General features: G+C 56.2%; 12 protein-coding genes and 1 rRNA gene. 10 read left to right on the top strand and 3 right to left on the bottom strand.

The annotated features are described in order from the left end of the window. Positions 1-56: 56 nt before the first annotated feature. Positions 57-1,586, bottom strand: a 16S ribosomal RNA gene (locus tag GH657_RS02305). Positions 1,587-2,025: 439 nt separating this feature from the next. Further along, entirely contained in the window at positions 2,026-3,309 is a 1,284-nt protein-coding gene (locus tag GH657_RS02300; RefSeq protein ID WP_153101601.1) for an SGNH/GDSL hydrolase family protein, read from the bottom strand. Positions 3,310-3,524: 215 nt separating this feature from the next. On the opposite strand from GH657_RS02300, the gene paaA reads away from it, so the two are divergent. The 8 genes from paaA to GH657_RS02260 all read left to right on the top strand — a co-directional run bounded on the left by paaA (position 3,525) and on the right by GH657_RS02260 (position 9,839). Beyond that, positions 3,525-4,541 (top strand): 1,2-phenylacetyl-CoA epoxidase subunit PaaA, encoded by a 1,017-nt coding sequence (paaA, locus tag GH657_RS02295; RefSeq protein ID WP_153099198.1) that lies wholly within the window; start codon positions 3,525-3,527, stop codon positions 4,539-4,541. A gap of 11 nt (positions 4,542-4,552) precedes the next feature. Further along, complete coding sequence (paaB, locus tag GH657_RS02290) at positions 4,553-4,837, top strand: 1,2-phenylacetyl-CoA epoxidase subunit PaaB (protein WP_153099197.1); 285 nt, start codon at positions 4,553-4,555, stop codon at positions 4,835-4,837. 7 nt (positions 4,838-4,844) lie between these two features. Further along, a complete protein-coding gene (gene paaC / locus GH657_RS02285; RefSeq protein WP_153099196.1) occupies positions 4,845-5,648 on the top strand; it encodes a 1,2-phenylacetyl-CoA epoxidase subunit PaaC in 804 nt (267 codons plus the stop codon). An 18-nt stretch (positions 5,649-5,666) separates the two neighbouring features. Then, positions 5,667-6,248, top strand: a complete 582-nt coding sequence (gene paaD / locus GH657_RS02280; RefSeq protein WP_153099195.1) for a 1,2-phenylacetyl-CoA epoxidase subunit PaaD — start codon at positions 5,667-5,669, stop codon at positions 6,246-6,248. A gap of 1 nt (position 6,249) precedes the next feature. Beyond that, on the top strand, positions 6,250-7,338 hold the full coding sequence (paaE, locus tag GH657_RS02275; RefSeq protein WP_153099194.1) for a 1,2-phenylacetyl-CoA epoxidase subunit PaaE: 1,089 nt from the start codon (positions 6,250-6,252) through the stop codon (positions 7,336-7,338). Between the two features lie 159 nt (positions 7,339-7,497). After that, a complete protein-coding gene (locus GH657_RS02270) occupies positions 7,498-8,319 on the top strand; it encodes a DUF1835 domain-containing protein (RefSeq protein ID WP_153099193.1) in 822 nt (273 codons plus the stop codon). Positions 8,320-8,327: 8 nt separating this feature from the next. Then, entirely contained in the window at positions 8,328-8,933 is a 606-nt protein-coding gene (locus GH657_RS02265; RefSeq protein WP_153099192.1) for a TetR/AcrR family transcriptional regulator, read from the top strand. A 237-nt stretch (positions 8,934-9,170) separates the two neighbouring features. Then, the gene (locus tag GH657_RS02260; protein ID WP_153099191.1) at positions 9,171-9,839 is read left to right on the top strand and encodes a GNAT family N-acetyltransferase; all 669 of its coding nucleotides are present in this window, start codon (positions 9,171-9,173) and stop codon (positions 9,837-9,839) included. Positions 9,840-9,877: 38 nt separating this feature from the next. Here GH657_RS02260 and GH657_RS02255 read toward each other — a convergent pair whose 3' ends face one another. Next, entirely contained in the window at positions 9,878-10,384 is a 507-nt protein-coding gene (locus GH657_RS02255; RefSeq protein ID WP_153099190.1) for an Lrp/AsnC family transcriptional regulator, read from the bottom strand. A gap of 148 nt (positions 10,385-10,532) precedes the next feature. Here GH657_RS02255 and hppD point away from each other — a divergent pair, with 148 nt between their 5' ends. Both hppD and GH657_RS02245 read left to right on the top strand, forming a co-directional pair. Then, a complete protein-coding gene (gene hppD, locus GH657_RS02250; RefSeq protein ID WP_153099189.1) occupies positions 10,533-11,630 on the top strand; it encodes a 4-hydroxyphenylpyruvate dioxygenase in 1,098 nt (365 codons plus the stop codon). 719 nt (positions 11,631-12,349) lie between these two features. Next, the gene (locus tag GH657_RS02245; RefSeq protein WP_153099188.1) at positions 12,350-15,964 is read left to right on the top strand and encodes an indolepyruvate ferredoxin oxidoreductase family protein; all 3,615 of its coding nucleotides are present in this window, start codon (positions 12,350-12,352) and stop codon (positions 15,962-15,964) included. The last annotated feature ends 90 nt before the right edge of the window (positions 15,965-16,054 follow it).

Genomic DNA, 16,054 nt, shown 5'->3' with positions numbered 1-16,054 from the left:
CTGTCCTGATTACAGCCGATAAGCGTGGGCACTTCATCTTGGCACGCAAGCTCCTGAAAGGAGGTGATCCAGCCGCACCTTCCGATACGGCTACCTTGTTACGACTTCACCCCAGTCATGAATCCTACCGTGGTGACCGTCCTCCTTGCGGTTAGACTAGCCACTTCTGGTAAAACCCACTCCCATGGTGTGACGGGCGGTGTGTACAAGACCCGGGAACGTATTCACCGCGGCATGCTGATCCGCGATTACTAGCGATTCCAGCTTCACGCAGTCGAGTTGCAGACTGCGATCCGGACTACGACCGGTTTTCTGGGATTGGCTCCCCCTTGCGGGTTGGCTGCCCTCTGTTCCGACCATTGTATGACGTGTGAAGCCCTACCCATAAGGGCCATGAGGACTTGACGTCATCCCCACCTTCCTCCGGTTTGTCACCGGCAGTCTCCCTGGAGTGCTCTTGCGTAGCAACTAGGGACAAGGGTTGCGCTCGTTGCGGGACTTAACCCAACATCTCACGACACGAGCTGACGACAGCCATGCAGCACCTGTGTTACGGCTCCCTTTCGGGCACTTCCACCTCTCGGCAGAATTCCGTACATGTCAAGGGTAGGTAAGGTTTTTCGCGTTGCATCGAATTAATCCACATCATCCACCGCTTGTGCGGGTCCCCGTCAATTCCTTTGAGTTTTAATCTTGCGACCGTACTCCCCAGGCGGTCAACTTCACGCGTTAGCTACGTTACTAAGGAAATAAATCCCCAACAACTAGTTGACATCGTTTAGGGCGTGGACTACCAGGGTATCTAATCCTGTTTGCTCCCCACGCTTTCGTGCATGAGCGTCAGTATTGGCCCAGGGGGCTGCCTTCGCCATCGGTATTCCTCCACATCTCTACGCATTTCACTGCTACACGTGGAATTCTACCCCCCTCTGCCATACTCTAGCCTGCCAGTCACAAATGCAGTTCCCAGGTTGAGCCCGGGGATTTCACATCTGTCTTAGCGAACCGCCTGCGCACGCTTTACGCCCAGTAATTCCGATTAACGCTTGCACCCTACGTATTACCGCGGCTGCTGGCACGTAGTTAGCCGGTGCTTATTCTTCCGGTACCGTCATCCCCCACCGTATTAGGGCAAAGGTTTTCTTTCCGGACAAAAGTGCTTTACAACCCGAAGGCCTTCTTCACACACGCGGCATTGCTGGATCAGGCTTGCGCCCATTGTCCAAAATTCCCCACTGCTGCCTCCCGTAGGAGTCTGGGCCGTGTCTCAGTCCCAGTGTGGCTGGTCGTCCTCTCAGACCAGCTACAGATCGTCGCCTTGGTAGGCCTTTACCCCACCAACTAGCTAATCTGCCATCGGCCGCCCCTGCAGCGCGAGGTCCGAAGATCCCCCGCTTTCCTCCTCAGAGCGCATGCGGTATTAATCCGGCTTTCGCCGGGCTATCCCCCACTCCAGGACACGTTCCGATGTATTACTCACCCGTTCGCCACTCGCCACCAGGATTGCTCCCGTGCTGCCGTTCGACTTGCATGTGTAAGGCATGCCGCCAGCGTTCAATCTGAGCCAGGATCAAACTCTTCAGTTCAAACCTGTTACTGTTTTCGGCCTCTTTCGAGGCCGGTCGCTCACTCAACGTATTGACAGGTATCTTGATTCAATACCTGACTTTACTGTGTGAGACTTGATTCTTTCGCTTTATCGGGACTCCCGCCCATCCTTACGGACTGGCAGAAACCCCTCGCGCCTCCATCAAGTACCCACACTTATCGGCTGTTAATTTTTAAAGATCATCTGCGAAACCCGCTGCCGCCACACCCGCACAGCACCTGCCAGTTCCACCGTGCCGCCCTGCAGCACAGAAACGAGATTATGGAGAATCCTTTTCGTTTCGTCAAGCAGTTTTTTGTTTTTGCTTAAAAACTGTTTGACAACGAACGCTGGTTTTTGCAGCGCCCCGCTAGAAAACGCGGGATTCGAATATTAGGGTAATACCAGATGAATAGCAAGTATGCGATTCAAATATTTTATCCGCCCACGTTATGAGCGATGGGCGCGGCAATTTCTTTCAAGTCGATCGCTTGCGCCATGGCTTCGTAGCCTGCATCGCCCGGGTGGATATGATCACCGCTATCGTAGGCACGACGTAATCGGCCCGGCTCGGCCGCATCGCGCAGCGCCAGATCAAAATCAATCACGCCATCAAATTCACGGCTGCTCCTGATCCACTGATTTACTGCAGTCCGGATACCTTCACGTGCTGGCGGCAAGGATGCCGGCGTCAGAGTCGCACCGATCAGACGAATGCCATGCCGCCGCGCAGTAGCAATAATTCTGCGATATCCCTCAATCAGACTGGCCGCCGTCACTCTCGTATGAGGAAAATCACAGTCCAAACCTGTATGGGGCGGCATGTCAGCAAAGTTGATATCGTTAATACCGATCAAAAGAATGACTGTCTTAACCGCTGGCCGCCCAAGTACGTCGGGGCCAAATCGGCGTTCCAGAGCATCGCCGTAGCACGGGGAGTCGCTAAGCAAACGGTTGCCGCTAATTCCCAGATTCACCACACCAATAGACCGATTGCCATCGCGCGCAAGACGGCGAGCCAAGGCATCAGGCCAGCGCCGATTCTGGTTCAGGCTCGAACGCATTCCATCAGTAATTGAATCGCCGATTGCAACGAAGCTTGTCGATGAGGCGGGTGCCGCCACCGATAACCCAGAGATCCATGCGTACTGGGTAAAGCGCGTTGCAAACGGCGCAGCCGCGGCATGCGAAACGTAATTACCCGGCAACGAAACGTAATTGATCTGACTGGAAACCCGGTGCCACGCACTTAAGCGCTGCTCGCTACCCATGTATGAGCTGATGGCATATGGCGCTCCACTGTCGATCTCGATCGATATCGGGTCACTATCCAACGCCCGTCCCGGCGGTACAACGACCGACGTCTGGCCAGCAAACGTCACGTGCGCTTCTTTTGCCTGCTGCACGGCAGCACCGCCTTGCGAAGGAGCAATGCTCAATGCCTGAATCACAAGAGGTGTAGTGGCGTAAGCATTGCTTATATGAAGCCGCGCCGATTTACCAGAAAGCATCGGATAAATAATTTGTCGCATAGTTCGCCCAGCCACCTTCGGAGCCCGATACAACGACGGCAGATCGGCGCGCTGCGGAATCGGCTGAAGTGCGGTCCCCCACGCGCTAACCCAGTGAACAGGCGCATCAGCCGCCAACGCCAGCGGCGAAACGCTCAATGCCTCCAAGAACACAAAGCCGCAAACCACGGCCAAGAAACGGATTGTCATAAATGCCAAACGAAATAATGGAATAGGCGGCATTGTGCATGATCGGCATCACGACATAGCCCTATCGCCCGGTTAACAAGCCCGTCCGCTCAGCTGATCACCTGTATAAACCCGATCAAAATTTTCCATATACCGACCGGACGGTTGAAATATACTTGTTATTTGTCATTGCCCCCCCTCTTATTCAGATACAAACCGCCGCCATCACCATCGCCATGTATACGCAATCTCTCGATATTCCCGGGCACACCGCTCCCGTAGATACGGCAAGCTATTCATCGGAACAAGCGCACTTTGACGCAGTGATGGCGGCAGATGGCAAGATCGAGCCACAAGACTGGATGCCCGATGCCTATCGCCAAACGCTTGTGCGTCAGATCTCGCAACATGCCCATTCGGAAATCGTCGGCATGCTGCCGGAAGGACACTGGATCACGCGCGCGCCCAGCCTGAAACGCAAAGTCATCCTGCTTGCCAAGGTTCAGGATGAGGGCGGACATGGCTTGTATCTCTATAGCGCAGCGGAGACGCTCGGCGTCTCCCGTGACCAGCTTATCGCTTCACTCCATGCTGGCCAGGCGAAATATTCCAGCATTTTCAATTACCCCACTCCGACCTGGGCCGACATCGGCGTGATTGGCTGGCTCGTCGATGGCGCGGCCATCATGAACCAGATTCCGTTATGCCGTTGCACTTACGGACCCTACGCCCGCGCGATGATTCGTATCTGCAAGGAAGAATCGTTTCACCAGCGCCAGGGTTTCGACGCGCTGCACACGATGATGCAAGGCACCCCGGCCCAGCGCGAACTCGTTCAGCACGCCGTAAACCGTTGGTGGTGGCCCGTACTGATGATGTTTGGTCCAAGCGATCAAGATTCGATCCACAGCAGCCAGTCGTCCCAATGGGGCATCAAGCGCATTTCCAATGACGACCTAAGGCAGAAATTCGTCGATGCCATCGTCGATCAGGCAAAAGTTCTAGGCGTCACCCTGCCTGACCCAGATCTCAAATGGAATGAGGCACGGAATCATCACGATTACGGCGCTATCAACTGGGAAGTGTTCTGGCGCGTCGTCAATGGTGACGGCCCGTGTAACCGGGAGCGTCTCGCCGCGCGAGTGAAAGCACACGACGCGGGCGCATGGGTTCGGGACGCCGCGCTCGCACATGCGGAAAAAATGCGCCAGCGCAAGGAGCATGCCGTGCTGAGCCAGCATCCAATCAATTGAGGAGGGCAACCATGAGCAAGGAATGGCCAATTTGGGAGGTCTTCGTGCGCAGCAAGCAAGGGCTCGACCATAAACATTGCGGCAGCCTGCACGCGGCGGATGCCACGATGGCTTTACGGATGGCGCGAGACATCTATACCCGTCGCCAGGAAGGCACGAGCCTGTGGGTCGTGCCTTCCTCCGCGATCACCGCCTCCGCCCCAGACGACAAAGCCGAACTGTTCGACCCCTCAGGCGACAAGATTTACCGTCATCCGACCTTCTATACGCTGCCTGACGAAATCAACCACATGTAAGCGCGTCATGACTATCACGCCGCAATACCTCGCTTACATCCTGCGTCTTGCTGACACCGCACTGATCCTCGGACAGCGTAATGCCGAGTGGTGCGGCCATGGTCCCATCCTCGAAGAAGACATCGCGCTGACCAACATCAGTCTCGATCTGATTGGCCAAGCTCGCTTGCTGTATTCCCATGCCGCCGCACTGGAAAAGGCATTAACCGGCCTTGAGCGAACCGAAGATGACTACGCGTACTTCCGCACCGAGCGCGAATTTGCCAACTACACGATTGTCGAGCTGCCGCATCACGGTCCGCTCCCCGCAAACGTTCACACCGAAAATGATTACGCTGTCACGATCGTGCGTAATTTTCTTTATTCAACATTAATGGCACACGTCTGGACGGCGCTTACCGCGTCGGCCGATGAGCAGCTCGCTGCGATCGCTGCCAAGTCGATCAAGGAAACCCGCTATCACGTCCATCATGCGCGCGAATGGCTGATCCGCTTTGGTGACGGCACAGAAGAATCACACCATCGCGCTCAAGCTGCGCTCAATTATCTGATGCCTTACACACGCGAATTCTTCAGTCCCGACACCGTCGAATCTACAATTGCCGCAGCAGGAATCGGCCCGCAAACCGCCACGCTCGAAGCCGCCTGGCAGCGTGACCTAAATGTTGCACTAGCAGAGGGACAGCTCCTCTTGCCGGAGAACGTACAACGTGTCACGCGCGGAAAGCATGGCGAACATTCGGAGCATATGAGGTTTGTGCTCGCAGAAATGCAAAGCGTCACACGGCAGCATCCAGGTGCGTACTGGTAGCCCGGCAAAGGAATTCCGATGACCATACCCGCCTCAACATACCGCCCCACCCCACCGTCAGCCAGCACAGCAACAACGACACTCGCAGATCGGGTGTGCGCGCACGTCTGGGCAGTGCTCGAGACGGTTCCAGACCCAGAAATACCCGTGGTTTCGCTACGTGAACTGGGAATCTTGCGCGACGTCCGGCGCGCCGCCGATGGTGCACTCGAAATCGTCATTACCCCCACCTACTCAGGCTGCCCGGCAATAGCGCAAATCGCCGAAGATATTGGCACTGCGCTGAACGCGGCTGATCTTCCGCCCTACCGGATCGTCACGGCACTCGCGCCCGCCTGGACCACTGACTGGATCACCCCCGAAGCACGCGCAAAGCTGCATGCCTACGGCATTGCACCGCCTGCTTGCAACGCAACAGACCCTACACAGCCTGAACACGTCCTGCACTTTGCTCCACGGACACAACCCATTGCGCCAGCGTGTCCACGCTGTGGCGCCATGCACACAGAACGCCTCACCCAGTTCGGCTCGACGGCCTGCAAGGCCTTGTATCGCTGCCTGGCTTGCCGCGAACCCTTCGACTATTTCAAACCCTACTGATATGGCCCGCCCGCACTTTAATCCGCTGCGTATTCGTGACATCCGGATTGAAACAACCGATGCGGTTTCAATCGCTTTCGACGTTCCGCCAGCGTTACGCGCGCAATATCACTTCACTCAAGGCCAATTCGTCACACTAAAAACCCAAATCGGCGGCGAAGAAATACGCCGCTCCTATTCCATCTGCGTAGGCGTCACAGATTACGAGCGTGATGGCGAATTACGCATCGGCATCAAACGCATGCGGGGTGGGCGGTTTTCAAACTTTGCTTTCGACACGCTGAAGCCCGGCTACACGCTCGACGTCATGACGCCGGATGGTCGATTTTTCACTCATCTGAATGCCATGCAGCGCAAGCAGTATGTGGCTTTTGCGGGTGGCTCCGGCATCACACCCGTGCTCTCCATCATCAAAACCACGCTGGAAGTCGAACCACGCAGCACGTTTACGCTGGTCTATGGCAACCGCAGTGTCGATGTCATCATGTTCGCTGAAGCGCTTGAGGACTTGAAAAATCGCTTCATGAGCCGCTTCGTGCTGTATCACGTGTTGTCGGACGAAGCTCAAGATGTCGCGCTATTTAACGGTGTACTCGACCAGCGCAAATGCGCTGACTTTCTCACGACACTCATCGCGCCTGACACCATCGATGAAGCCTTTGTCTGCGGGCCCGCTCCCATGATGGATGCAGCCGAAGCTGCCTTAAAAGCGGCCGGCGTGCCAGCCAACAAGATTCACATCGAACGTTTCGGCTCGCCGTTACCGCAAGCAGGCGCACCGTCCCTCGAAATTGATGACGCAATGCCCGCCGCCCAACTGGAAATTATCCTCGACGGCAAAAAGCGCAAGCTACGCTTGCCTTATAAGGGCTTAAGCGTGCTAGACGCAGGCTTGCACGCGGGCCTCGCGCTGCCGTATGCCTGCAAAGGTGGCGTGTGCTGCACCTGCCGCGCGCGCGTACTCGAAGGCGAAGTCAGAATGGACAAAAACTACACGCTCGAAGAACACGAGATTCACGCTGGATTTGTACTGACATGCCAGTGCCATCCCCTTAGCGAACGAATCGTCGTCAGCTACGACGAGCGCTAAACGGCAAGCTTATCTAGCGCACCGTCACCACGGTGCGCGATTATTCGCATTTACGTGCGCGGTTACCCAAGCGCTTACACTAGAGGGTGCTCGCGCCCAAGTTTAACCTTGGGCGCGAGCACCCATTCTGTTTTTTACTGATTTGTCCATGAACAGTCGATGACCCCGATCCATATCACCCACGGCGACACGGCCGCTGACAGTCTGCGTCGCGCATTGCAACTGGCGAACCGCGATGGAAAAATCGAAGTCATGCGTGACGATCTCGCCGTAGGCCCGCTCCGCGGCATTGACGACACCTCGGAGGCCAGAAGCGAATTCTGGCTACAAGTCATAGGCGATACAGCACATGATCTGGATCAGACCTTAAACGAGCAGGCTGCCATGCTGGAGCAGCTTGCCAGCAGCAGCGCCCCGATCGTGATGTGGCATGGACAAAGCACAGGCGATCAACTGGCGCTGTGCCGCCTCTGCTATCACTTGCGCAACAGCCCCCAACGACTGAACGAAGTCCGGCTATCCGCCAGCCATCTTGCATTCGATACGCACCGGGCCGACCAGGCAACGGCCATTGGCATGTTTGAACCCGAGATTTTAAGCACCCATATCGCTGATGCCGCGCCCATTTCGATACTGCGCATTAGCCGTCTTGCGCTTGAGTGGCAGGAAGTCAAACAGGCCAACGGCGAGACACGGCGCTGGCGCAACAATACGTTCACAAGCGGCAGCTTCGCTGAACTGGATACTTTTATTCTTGAGCGCACCGCCGAAACCTGGCAACGCGCCACCCCGATCGTGGCGGCACTCATGGCCGCCGACATGGGCTTTCTGGTCAGCGATCGCCTCGCATTCTGGCGTCTTCATGGCCTGGCCGCTCATGGCCGGATTCAATTACGGGGCGATCCCTATGACGCACAAACGCTGGAACTTTGCCTCGCTCCACAGCATCACGCCGCCCCACTCTCATCCTGTCTAAATTAACGCATCACATGGCCCGCACCCGAGCACCCGATCACGAAACCCAGCGCGACCAGATTCTCGAACTGGCCGCCGAAAAATTTGCCCTAACCAGCTACGCAAGTACCTCGATGATCAACCTGGCGACGGCGAGCGGCACTTCGAAAGCCCGCCTCTATCACTATTACGAGAGTAAAGAGGCCATTCTGTTTGACCTGCTAGACCGCTATACCAAACGCCTGATGCTGATCATCGCGGAGGTGGAGGGCGCCAGCCAGCGGCGCAAGCTCACCGAACGCGAGACCTTCGCCGAACTCATCCGGGCCTTTCTCTCCGAATACGAAACATCGCATAGCCGACACATTGCGCTACTCAATGACGTCAAGTATCTGGCACCGCCCCAACGCGAAATCATTCTCGAACGCCAGCGCGACGTCGTCGCAGCCTTTACCCGCCAACTCACACGCGCCTATCCCGAACGTGCCACCGGCGATAACCAGACAGCACTTACGATGATGGTCTTTGGCATGATCAACTGGACCTTCACCTGGCTCAAACCTGGCGGCCACATGGGTTACCGCGAATTCGCCGAACAGGTAATCGGCATGGTGGACCATGGATTGCAGCCCCTCTCCTGAATTCGCCCCTGATTTTGCGGCGCAACATGCATAAGCGACCTTAGTGGCCTCAAGGCCACATGCCCAAACCACAAAAAATTCTATTTTTTACTATAAAATCAAACAGATAAAAATAATTCCAAAAATTTGTAGAAACCGAATTCCAATTTAAATTGGGGTTTTCCCTAATTCTGGATAAGGGATCCGTTAGAATTGATCTTGCGGCGCATCATTGCGTCCAATTTCAGGAGAACCCCCATGAACTTGCCGACAACCCGAGTCGATGCGCCTACCGCGCAAGCTGAGCACCTGTTGCAGGCGGCGGGCTATTCGGCAGCACTCGTGCGGGAACTCACCTCAGGCGACCGCGATCGTCTTTTGAGTCACTTTCTGGCACTCGATGAGGACGACCGTTTGCTGCGTTTTGGCCAAATCGTGCCGGACCATGTGATAGAAAACTATGTGCGAATGATTGATTTCGCGCGCGATACGGTTTTCGGCGTTTTCGACAGCCAGTTGCAACTGGTCGGCGTCGGTCATCTAGCCTATGCTCCCGCCGAAGGTGACAAACGCACCGCCGAATTCGGTGTATCCGTGCTCGAAAGTGCGCGTGGCCAAGGCATCGGCTCGAAGCTGTTTGAACGCGCGGCAATCCGCAGCCGCAACACACACGTCAGCACACTGTACGTGCACTGTCTGTCACGCAACACGACGATGATGCATATCGCCCGCAAAGCTGGCATGAAAATCGAATACGCGCATGGCGAAGCCGATGCCTACCTCACCCTGCCGCCGGCTGACCAGTCGAGCATTCTGGCCGAAATGCTGCAGGAGCAAGCCGCCGTATTCGACTACGCGATGAAACGCCAGGCACGTCAGGCATCAAAGCTGATCGAATCGTTCATGCCACCCGGCATCGCCGCCTGACCCCTCTACTACCGGTATCCCTATGTACGCCCGAATCATTAACGAATCGGTAGCGCCGTGGTTTCCTTGATTGTTTCGAGTGAAAAGCTCGTCTTGACGTCGATGACCGAGGGGTGGTGCAGCAACTGATCCTGCACAAAACGTGAAAAATGCGCCATGTCCTCCACCCGGACGCGCAACAGATAATCCATTTCTCCCGTCATCGCGTGACAGGCCACCACTTCCGGCCAAGCCTGAACTGAAGCACGAAAAAATTCAGCATGCGTTGTTCGCACCCGTAGCGCCGCGCTGCTCTCCAGAGGCACGCCGCGCTTTTCCAGCCGCACATTCACGTAAGCGAGCAAATCAAGACCAAGCCGCTGTGCGTCGAGCAATGCGACATAGCCGCAAATCACCCCGCTCTCTTCAAGCCGCCGAATCCGCCGCAAACACGGGCTCGGAGAGAGATTGACGCGCTCGGCAATCTCCTGATTCGACAAGCGTCCGTTCTCCTGGAGGATTGCAAGAATTCTGCGGTCGATTGCATCCATGTCAATACCAGTCATTTTTCACCGCCATGAACAAATAACACGCTATAAACTAGCTCAGTTTTGCAATATCACGATTTATTTCGCAAGTTTTTGCTTCAACACGCCATTTACACTGAGCACTTGCATCATTGAACTGAATAACACCCTATAACGGAGACAAGCCATGCAAGTACCCACTTGGGATAATCCCATCGGCACCGACGGCTTTGAATTTATCGAATACACGGCCCCAGACCCTAAAGCGCTGGGCAAGTTATTCGAACAGATGGGCTTTAGCGCAATTGCCCGCCATCGGCACAAGGATGTGGTGCTGTATCGCCAGGGCGAAATCAATTTCATCGTGAACGCCGAACCCGATTCATTTGCGCAACGCTTTGCCCGCTTGCATGGCCCATCTATTTGCGCCATTGCGTTTCGCGTTCAGGATGCCGCTCAGGCCTATCAACATGCACTCGAACACGGCGCCTGGGGCTTCGACAATAAAACCGGCCCGATGGAACTCAACATTCCGGCGATCAAAGGGGTGGGAGATTCGCTGATTTATTTCGTCGATCGCTGGCGCGGTAAAAACGACGCAGCGCCCAACAGCATTGGCAACATCGGCATCTACGACGTCGATTTCGAACCCATTGCCGGCACCGATCCCAACCCAGTTGGCCATGGTCTCACCTACATTGACCATTTAACGCATAACGTACACCGTGGCCGGATGCAGGAATGGGCCGAATTTTATGAGCGCCTCTTCAATTTCCGGGAAGTGCGCTACTTCGATATCGAAGGCAAGGTAACGGGGGTGAAATCGAAAGCCATGACCTCGCCATGCGGCAAAATTCGCATCCCGATCAACGAGGAAGGCTCCGACACACCAGGCCAGATTCAGGAATATCTCGATGCTTACCATGGCGAAGGTATTCAGCACATCGCACTGGGCAGCGACGATATTTACCGAACCGTCGATGGATTACGTTCAGCGGATATCGCACTGCTTGACACGATCGACACTTACTATGAACTGGTCGATCAACGTGTGCCGAACCACGGCGAGCCGCTCGACGCGCTGCGTCAGCGCAAGATTCTGATCGACGGCAAGCGGGAGGATCTGTTGCTGCAAATTTTCACGGAGAACCAGATCGGTCCGATCTTCTTCGAGATTATTCAGCGCAAAGGTAATCAGGGATTTGGCGAAGGTAATTTCAAGGCGCTCTTTGAATCAATCGAACTAGACCAAATACGCCGGGGAGTGGTGCAAGACAAAACTTGAACACCATGTGGCCGGCACCATAAAAAATGGCGAGGATTTAAAAATCCTCGCCATTTTTGCCATGTCTTGAAAGAACCGGACAGAAGCCATCAGCCGCCAGCTCAATAGAAGCTTAACTCAACACAGTGCCAATGCAGCGCGCCATGAAGTCATGAAGTCATGACTTCATGAATACACAACGGTGTTGCTTGCCCGACGGCCACGGCGCGAACGCGCAGACGAGTGCGTCAAAGCGGCTTGCAACGAACATGTAACGGCATTAGCCAGCGCGCCCGCGCTGCTTGCATGAGTTCGTGCGTTCATTGCAAAGAACGCTGCGGACACCATGAGGAACTGCTGGATATTACTAGTACGCATATTTAACCCCTTGTATAGCTACCTGCTGCTGAGAAGTGTCACATAGCAATGAGTCATTCGCGTGACATTGCACAGGAGGGTGTTAGACAGACCTCTCAAGCACGGTTCCATTTAATTGCCACGAGGGTGTTACAAAACGTACTGACTACCCATCTGGCATACGTTCAGGATACGGTACCGATTGCGGCTCGATTGCACGTCATCTCACGCTGCATTGCAGCAAGATGGAGCGTCCACGGCGGGTTAATCCCAGTGCTACCATCAGCGAAAAGACGTCACGATGACGCGCACGGCCAACGCGTTCACAAGACGCCGCAACCGAAAGTTTTGGTGATCCCAAACTGGATGGAGGAGTACACATAATGAATGCCCCGCTAGACGCTGGCCAGCGGGCCTCACTCGAGGCCGCGCTATCTTCCGTCACCCTTGACGACAAATACACCGTTGAGCGCGGTCGCGCCTATATGAGCGGCATCCAGGCTCTTGTGCGCCTGCCCATGCTGCAACAGGAACGCGACCATGCGGCCGGGCTCAATACTGCCGGTTTCATCTCGGGCTATCGCGGCTCGCCGCTAGGCGGCCTCGATCTCTCGCTGTGGAAAGCCAAGGCCCATCTTGCAGCCCATCGGATCGTGTTCCAGCCAGGGATCAACGAAGATCTGGCGGCCACCGCAGTCTGGGGCTCGCAACAGGTGAACCTGTATCCCGGCGCACGCTATGACGGCGTCTTCTCGATGTGGTACGGCAAAGGCCCTGGCATAGACCGCTCAGGCGACGTATTCAAGCACGGCAATTCGGCTGGATCGTCGGCACATGGCGGCGTGCTGGTCCTCGCCGGTGACGACCACGCCGCGAAATCATCGACACTAGCGCATCAATCCGAACACGTGCTCAAGGCATGCGGGTTACCCGTGCTGTTTCCGTCGAACGTTCAGGAATATCTCGACTTCGGCCTGCACGGCTGGGCAATGAGCCGTTATTCGGGCCTTTGGGTCGCCATGAAGTGCGTGACCGATGTGGTTGAATCGTCCGCTTCAGTCGATATTGATCCGCATCGCCTGCGCATTGTTTTACCAACTGATTTTGCGTTACCCGAAGCAGGTCTGAATATTCGCTGGCCCGATCCGCCGCTCGTCCAGGAAGCACGCCTGCTCGATTACAAGTGGTATGCCGCGCTCGCCTATGTGCGGGCAAACAAGCTCGACCGGATAGAGATCGACTCAGCACAAGCCCGCTTCGGCATCATGACCGCGGGCAAAGCCTATCTTGACGTGCGCCAGGCGCTCACCGACCTCGGCCTGGATGACGCGACCTGCTCACGGATCGGTATCCGGTTATACAAAGTGGGCTGCGTCTGGCCGCTCGAAGCCCAGGGCGCACAAACCTTTGCCCGAGGGCTCGAAGAAATTCTGGTGATTGAAGAAAAGCGTCAGATACTCGAATACGCGATCAAGGAAGAACTCTATAACTGGCCGGATACGCAACGGCCCCGCATCTACGGCAAGTTCGACGAAAAAGACGGCTCAGGCGGCGAATGGTCTGTGCCAATGGGCAACTGGCTTTTGCCGGCTCACTACGAACTATCGCCAGCCATCATTGCTCGCGCGATCGCCATACGGCTCGACAAATTCGATTTACCTGCCGACATACGTGCAAGAATTGCCAGCCGTATCGCTATCATTGACGCGAAAGAACAAGCGCTGGCATTGCCGCACAGTGCCGCAGAACGTAAACCGTGGTTTTGCTCCGGCTGTCCGCATAACACCTCGACCAACGTCCCCGAAGGTTCGCGCGCGATGGCAGGCATCGGCTGCCATTACATGACGCTATGGATGGACCGGCAAACCAGTACCTTCAGCCAGATGGGCGGTGAAGGTGTCGCGTGGATCGGCCAGGCGCCGTTCACGGAAGACAAACATGTTTTCGCTAACCTCGGTGACGGCACGTATTTCCATTCCGGCTTGCTCGCCATTCGTGCCGCAATCGCCTCAAAAACGAATATCACCTACAAGATTCTCTATAACGACGCTGTCGCAATGACCGGTGGCCAGCCCGTGGATGGCGTGCTGACCGTGCCACAGATCTCACATCAACTCGCGGCTGAAGGCGCCGCGTGTATTGTGATCGTCACCGACGAACCCCAGAAGTATCACGGCACCACCCAGCTCCCGCCAGACGTGAGCATCCACCACCGTGACGAGCTCGATGCCATTCAGCGCAAACTGCGCGAAATCCCAGGCACCACGATCCTGATCTACGACCAAACCTGCGCCACCGAAAAGCGCCGCCGCCGCAAACGCGGCACGTACTCCGATCCCGCCAAACGCGTCGTTATCAACGAAGCCGTCTGCGAAGGCTGTGGCGATTGTTCCGTGCAATCAAACTGTCTGTCCGTCGAGCCGCTCGACACCGAGTACGGGACCAAACGGCAGATCAACCAGTCGAGCTGCAACAAAGACTTCTCTTGCCTGAAAGGCTTTTGCCCGAGCTTTGTTGCCGTTGAAGGCGGCCAGTTACGCAAGCCCAAACCCATCGCCGACATCGCCTATGACACGCTGCCCGCCCTGCCCGAGCCCAGTCTGCCTGCGATTGAACGCCCGTATGGCGTGCTGGTGACAGGTGTCGGTGGCACAGGTGTCGTGACCATCGGCGCACTGCTCGGGATGGCCGCGCACCTTGAACACAAGGGCGTCACGGTGCTCGATGTCACCGGCCTCGCACAAAAAGGCGGCGCGGTGATGAGTCACGTGCAGATTGCGAACCAGCCCAACGACATCCATGCGACGCGTATTGCAATGGGCGAAGCCAGTTTGGTCATCGGCTGCGATGCCATCGTGAGCGCAAGCGACGACTGCCTGTCGCGGATGCAAGTGGGTCAAACACGTGTCGTGTTGAATAGCGCATCCACCCCTACCTCTGAGTTCATCAAAAACCCGAACTGGCGCTTTCCAGGCGCAAACGCAGAAGCCGACGTGAAACGAGCCGCAGGCGAAGCCAACGTCGCCAGCGTCGACGCACGTTATTTCGCGCTCACACTGTTGGGTGATGCGATCTACACGAACCCCTTCGTGCTGGGCTACGCCTGGCAAAAAGGCTGGATTCCGCTAGCTTATGAATCGTTGCTGCGTGCGATCGAACTCAATGGCGTGCAAGTAGAGAAAAATCGCAGCGCCTTCGAATGGGGCCGTCGCACCGCACACGATCCAGATGCGGTTCAACGCGCCACGATAGCGGCGGCGGGCCATGCGGACGATAGCAACAGCGTTCATGTCATGAGCGCCACCGTTATCACACTGCACACGCCCAAAACGCTCGACACATTGATCGCCAAACGCGTCACTGCGCTGACGGCATACCAAAACGCCGCCTACGCGCAGCGCTACAGCATGCTAGTCGAGCACGTGCGCGCAGCAGAACGCAGGCTCACACCCGAGGCTAGCGTCATGCACGAACCGTTGGCTGAAGCGGTGTCGCGCAACCTGTACAAGCTGATGGCATACAAAGACGAGTACGAAGTCGCGCGGCTGCATGCCGACCCCGCCTTCATCGCAAAAATCAAAGCGCAGTTCGAAGGTGACTGGAAGCTGAAGTTTTATCTCGCCCCACCGCTGCTAGCGAAAAAAGATGCGCATGGGCATCTGGTGAAAAAACAATACGGGCCATGGATACTAAGCGTGTTCCGCGTGCTGGCAAAACTGAAATGTCTACGCGGCGGCCCGCTGGATATCTTCGGTAAAACAGCGGAGCGCCGCATCGAACGCGCCTTGATTGACGAATATGAAGCCCTCGTGCGAGAACTGACGCACGACCTGCGTGCTGAGCGCCTGGCGCTCGCGGTCGAGCTCGCCAGCCTGCCAGAGGAGATTCGCGGCTACGGCCACGTGAAGGACCACAATCTGCACGCGGTGCGGATCAAATGGCAAGCGCTACTGCAACGCTGGAGAACACCAGAAGGCGGGACACGCCACGCAGCCTAGGGCCAGTCCACACTGGTCCCAGCTCAATGCCATGGCACAGCAATAAAAAACGCCACGGAATCAGTTCAATTGAACTGACATCCCGTGGCG

Source organism: Paraburkholderia hayleyella (assembly GCF_009455685.1).
In the GTDB taxonomy this organism is placed as follows: Bacteria; Pseudomonadota; Gammaproteobacteria; order Burkholderiales; family Burkholderiaceae; genus Paraburkholderia; species Paraburkholderia hayleyella.
Note: the sequence above shows the minus strand (reverse complement) of the source record. Positions and strands in the feature narration are given on the sequence as shown.

Excerpts from the sequence above, each read along its gene's own strand:
- paaA (WP_153099198.1), top strand. The coding sequence starts at position 3,525 with ATGTATACGCAATCTCTCGATATTCCCGGGCACACCGCTCCCGTAGAT.
- GH657_RS02255 (WP_153099190.1), bottom strand. The coding sequence starts at position 10,384 with ATGACTGGTATTGACATGGATGCAATCGACCGCAGAATTCTTGCAATC.
- paaC (WP_153099196.1), top strand. The coding sequence starts at position 4,845 with ATGACTATCACGCCGCAATACCTCGCTTACATCCTGCGTCTTGCTGAC.
- GH657_RS02260 (WP_153099191.1), top strand. The coding sequence starts at position 9,171 with ATGAACTTGCCGACAACCCGAGTCGATGCGCCTACCGCGCAAGCTGAG.
- GH657_RS02300 (WP_153101601.1), bottom strand. The coding sequence starts at position 3,309 with ATGACAATCCGTTTCTTGGCCGTGGTTTGCGGCTTTGTGTTCTTGGAG.
- paaD (WP_153099195.1), top strand. The coding sequence starts at position 5,667 with ATGACCATACCCGCCTCAACATACCGCCCCACCCCACCGTCAGCCAGC.
- GH657_RS02270 (WP_153099193.1), top strand. The coding sequence starts at position 7,498 with ATGACCCCGATCCATATCACCCACGGCGACACGGCCGCTGACAGTCTG.
- hppD (WP_153099189.1), top strand. The coding sequence starts at position 10,533 with ATGCAAGTACCCACTTGGGATAATCCCATCGGCACCGACGGCTTTGAA.
- GH657_RS02265 (WP_153099192.1), top strand. The coding sequence starts at position 8,328 with ATGGCCCGCACCCGAGCACCCGATCACGAAACCCAGCGCGACCAGATT.
- paaE (WP_153099194.1), top strand. The coding sequence starts at position 6,250 with ATGGCCCGCCCGCACTTTAATCCGCTGCGTATTCGTGACATCCGGATT.
- GH657_RS02245 (WP_153099188.1), top strand. The coding sequence starts at position 12,350 with ATGAATGCCCCGCTAGACGCTGGCCAGCGGGCCTCACTCGAGGCCGCG.
- paaB (WP_153099197.1), top strand. The coding sequence starts at position 4,553 with ATGAGCAAGGAATGGCCAATTTGGGAGGTCTTCGTGCGCAGCAAGCAA.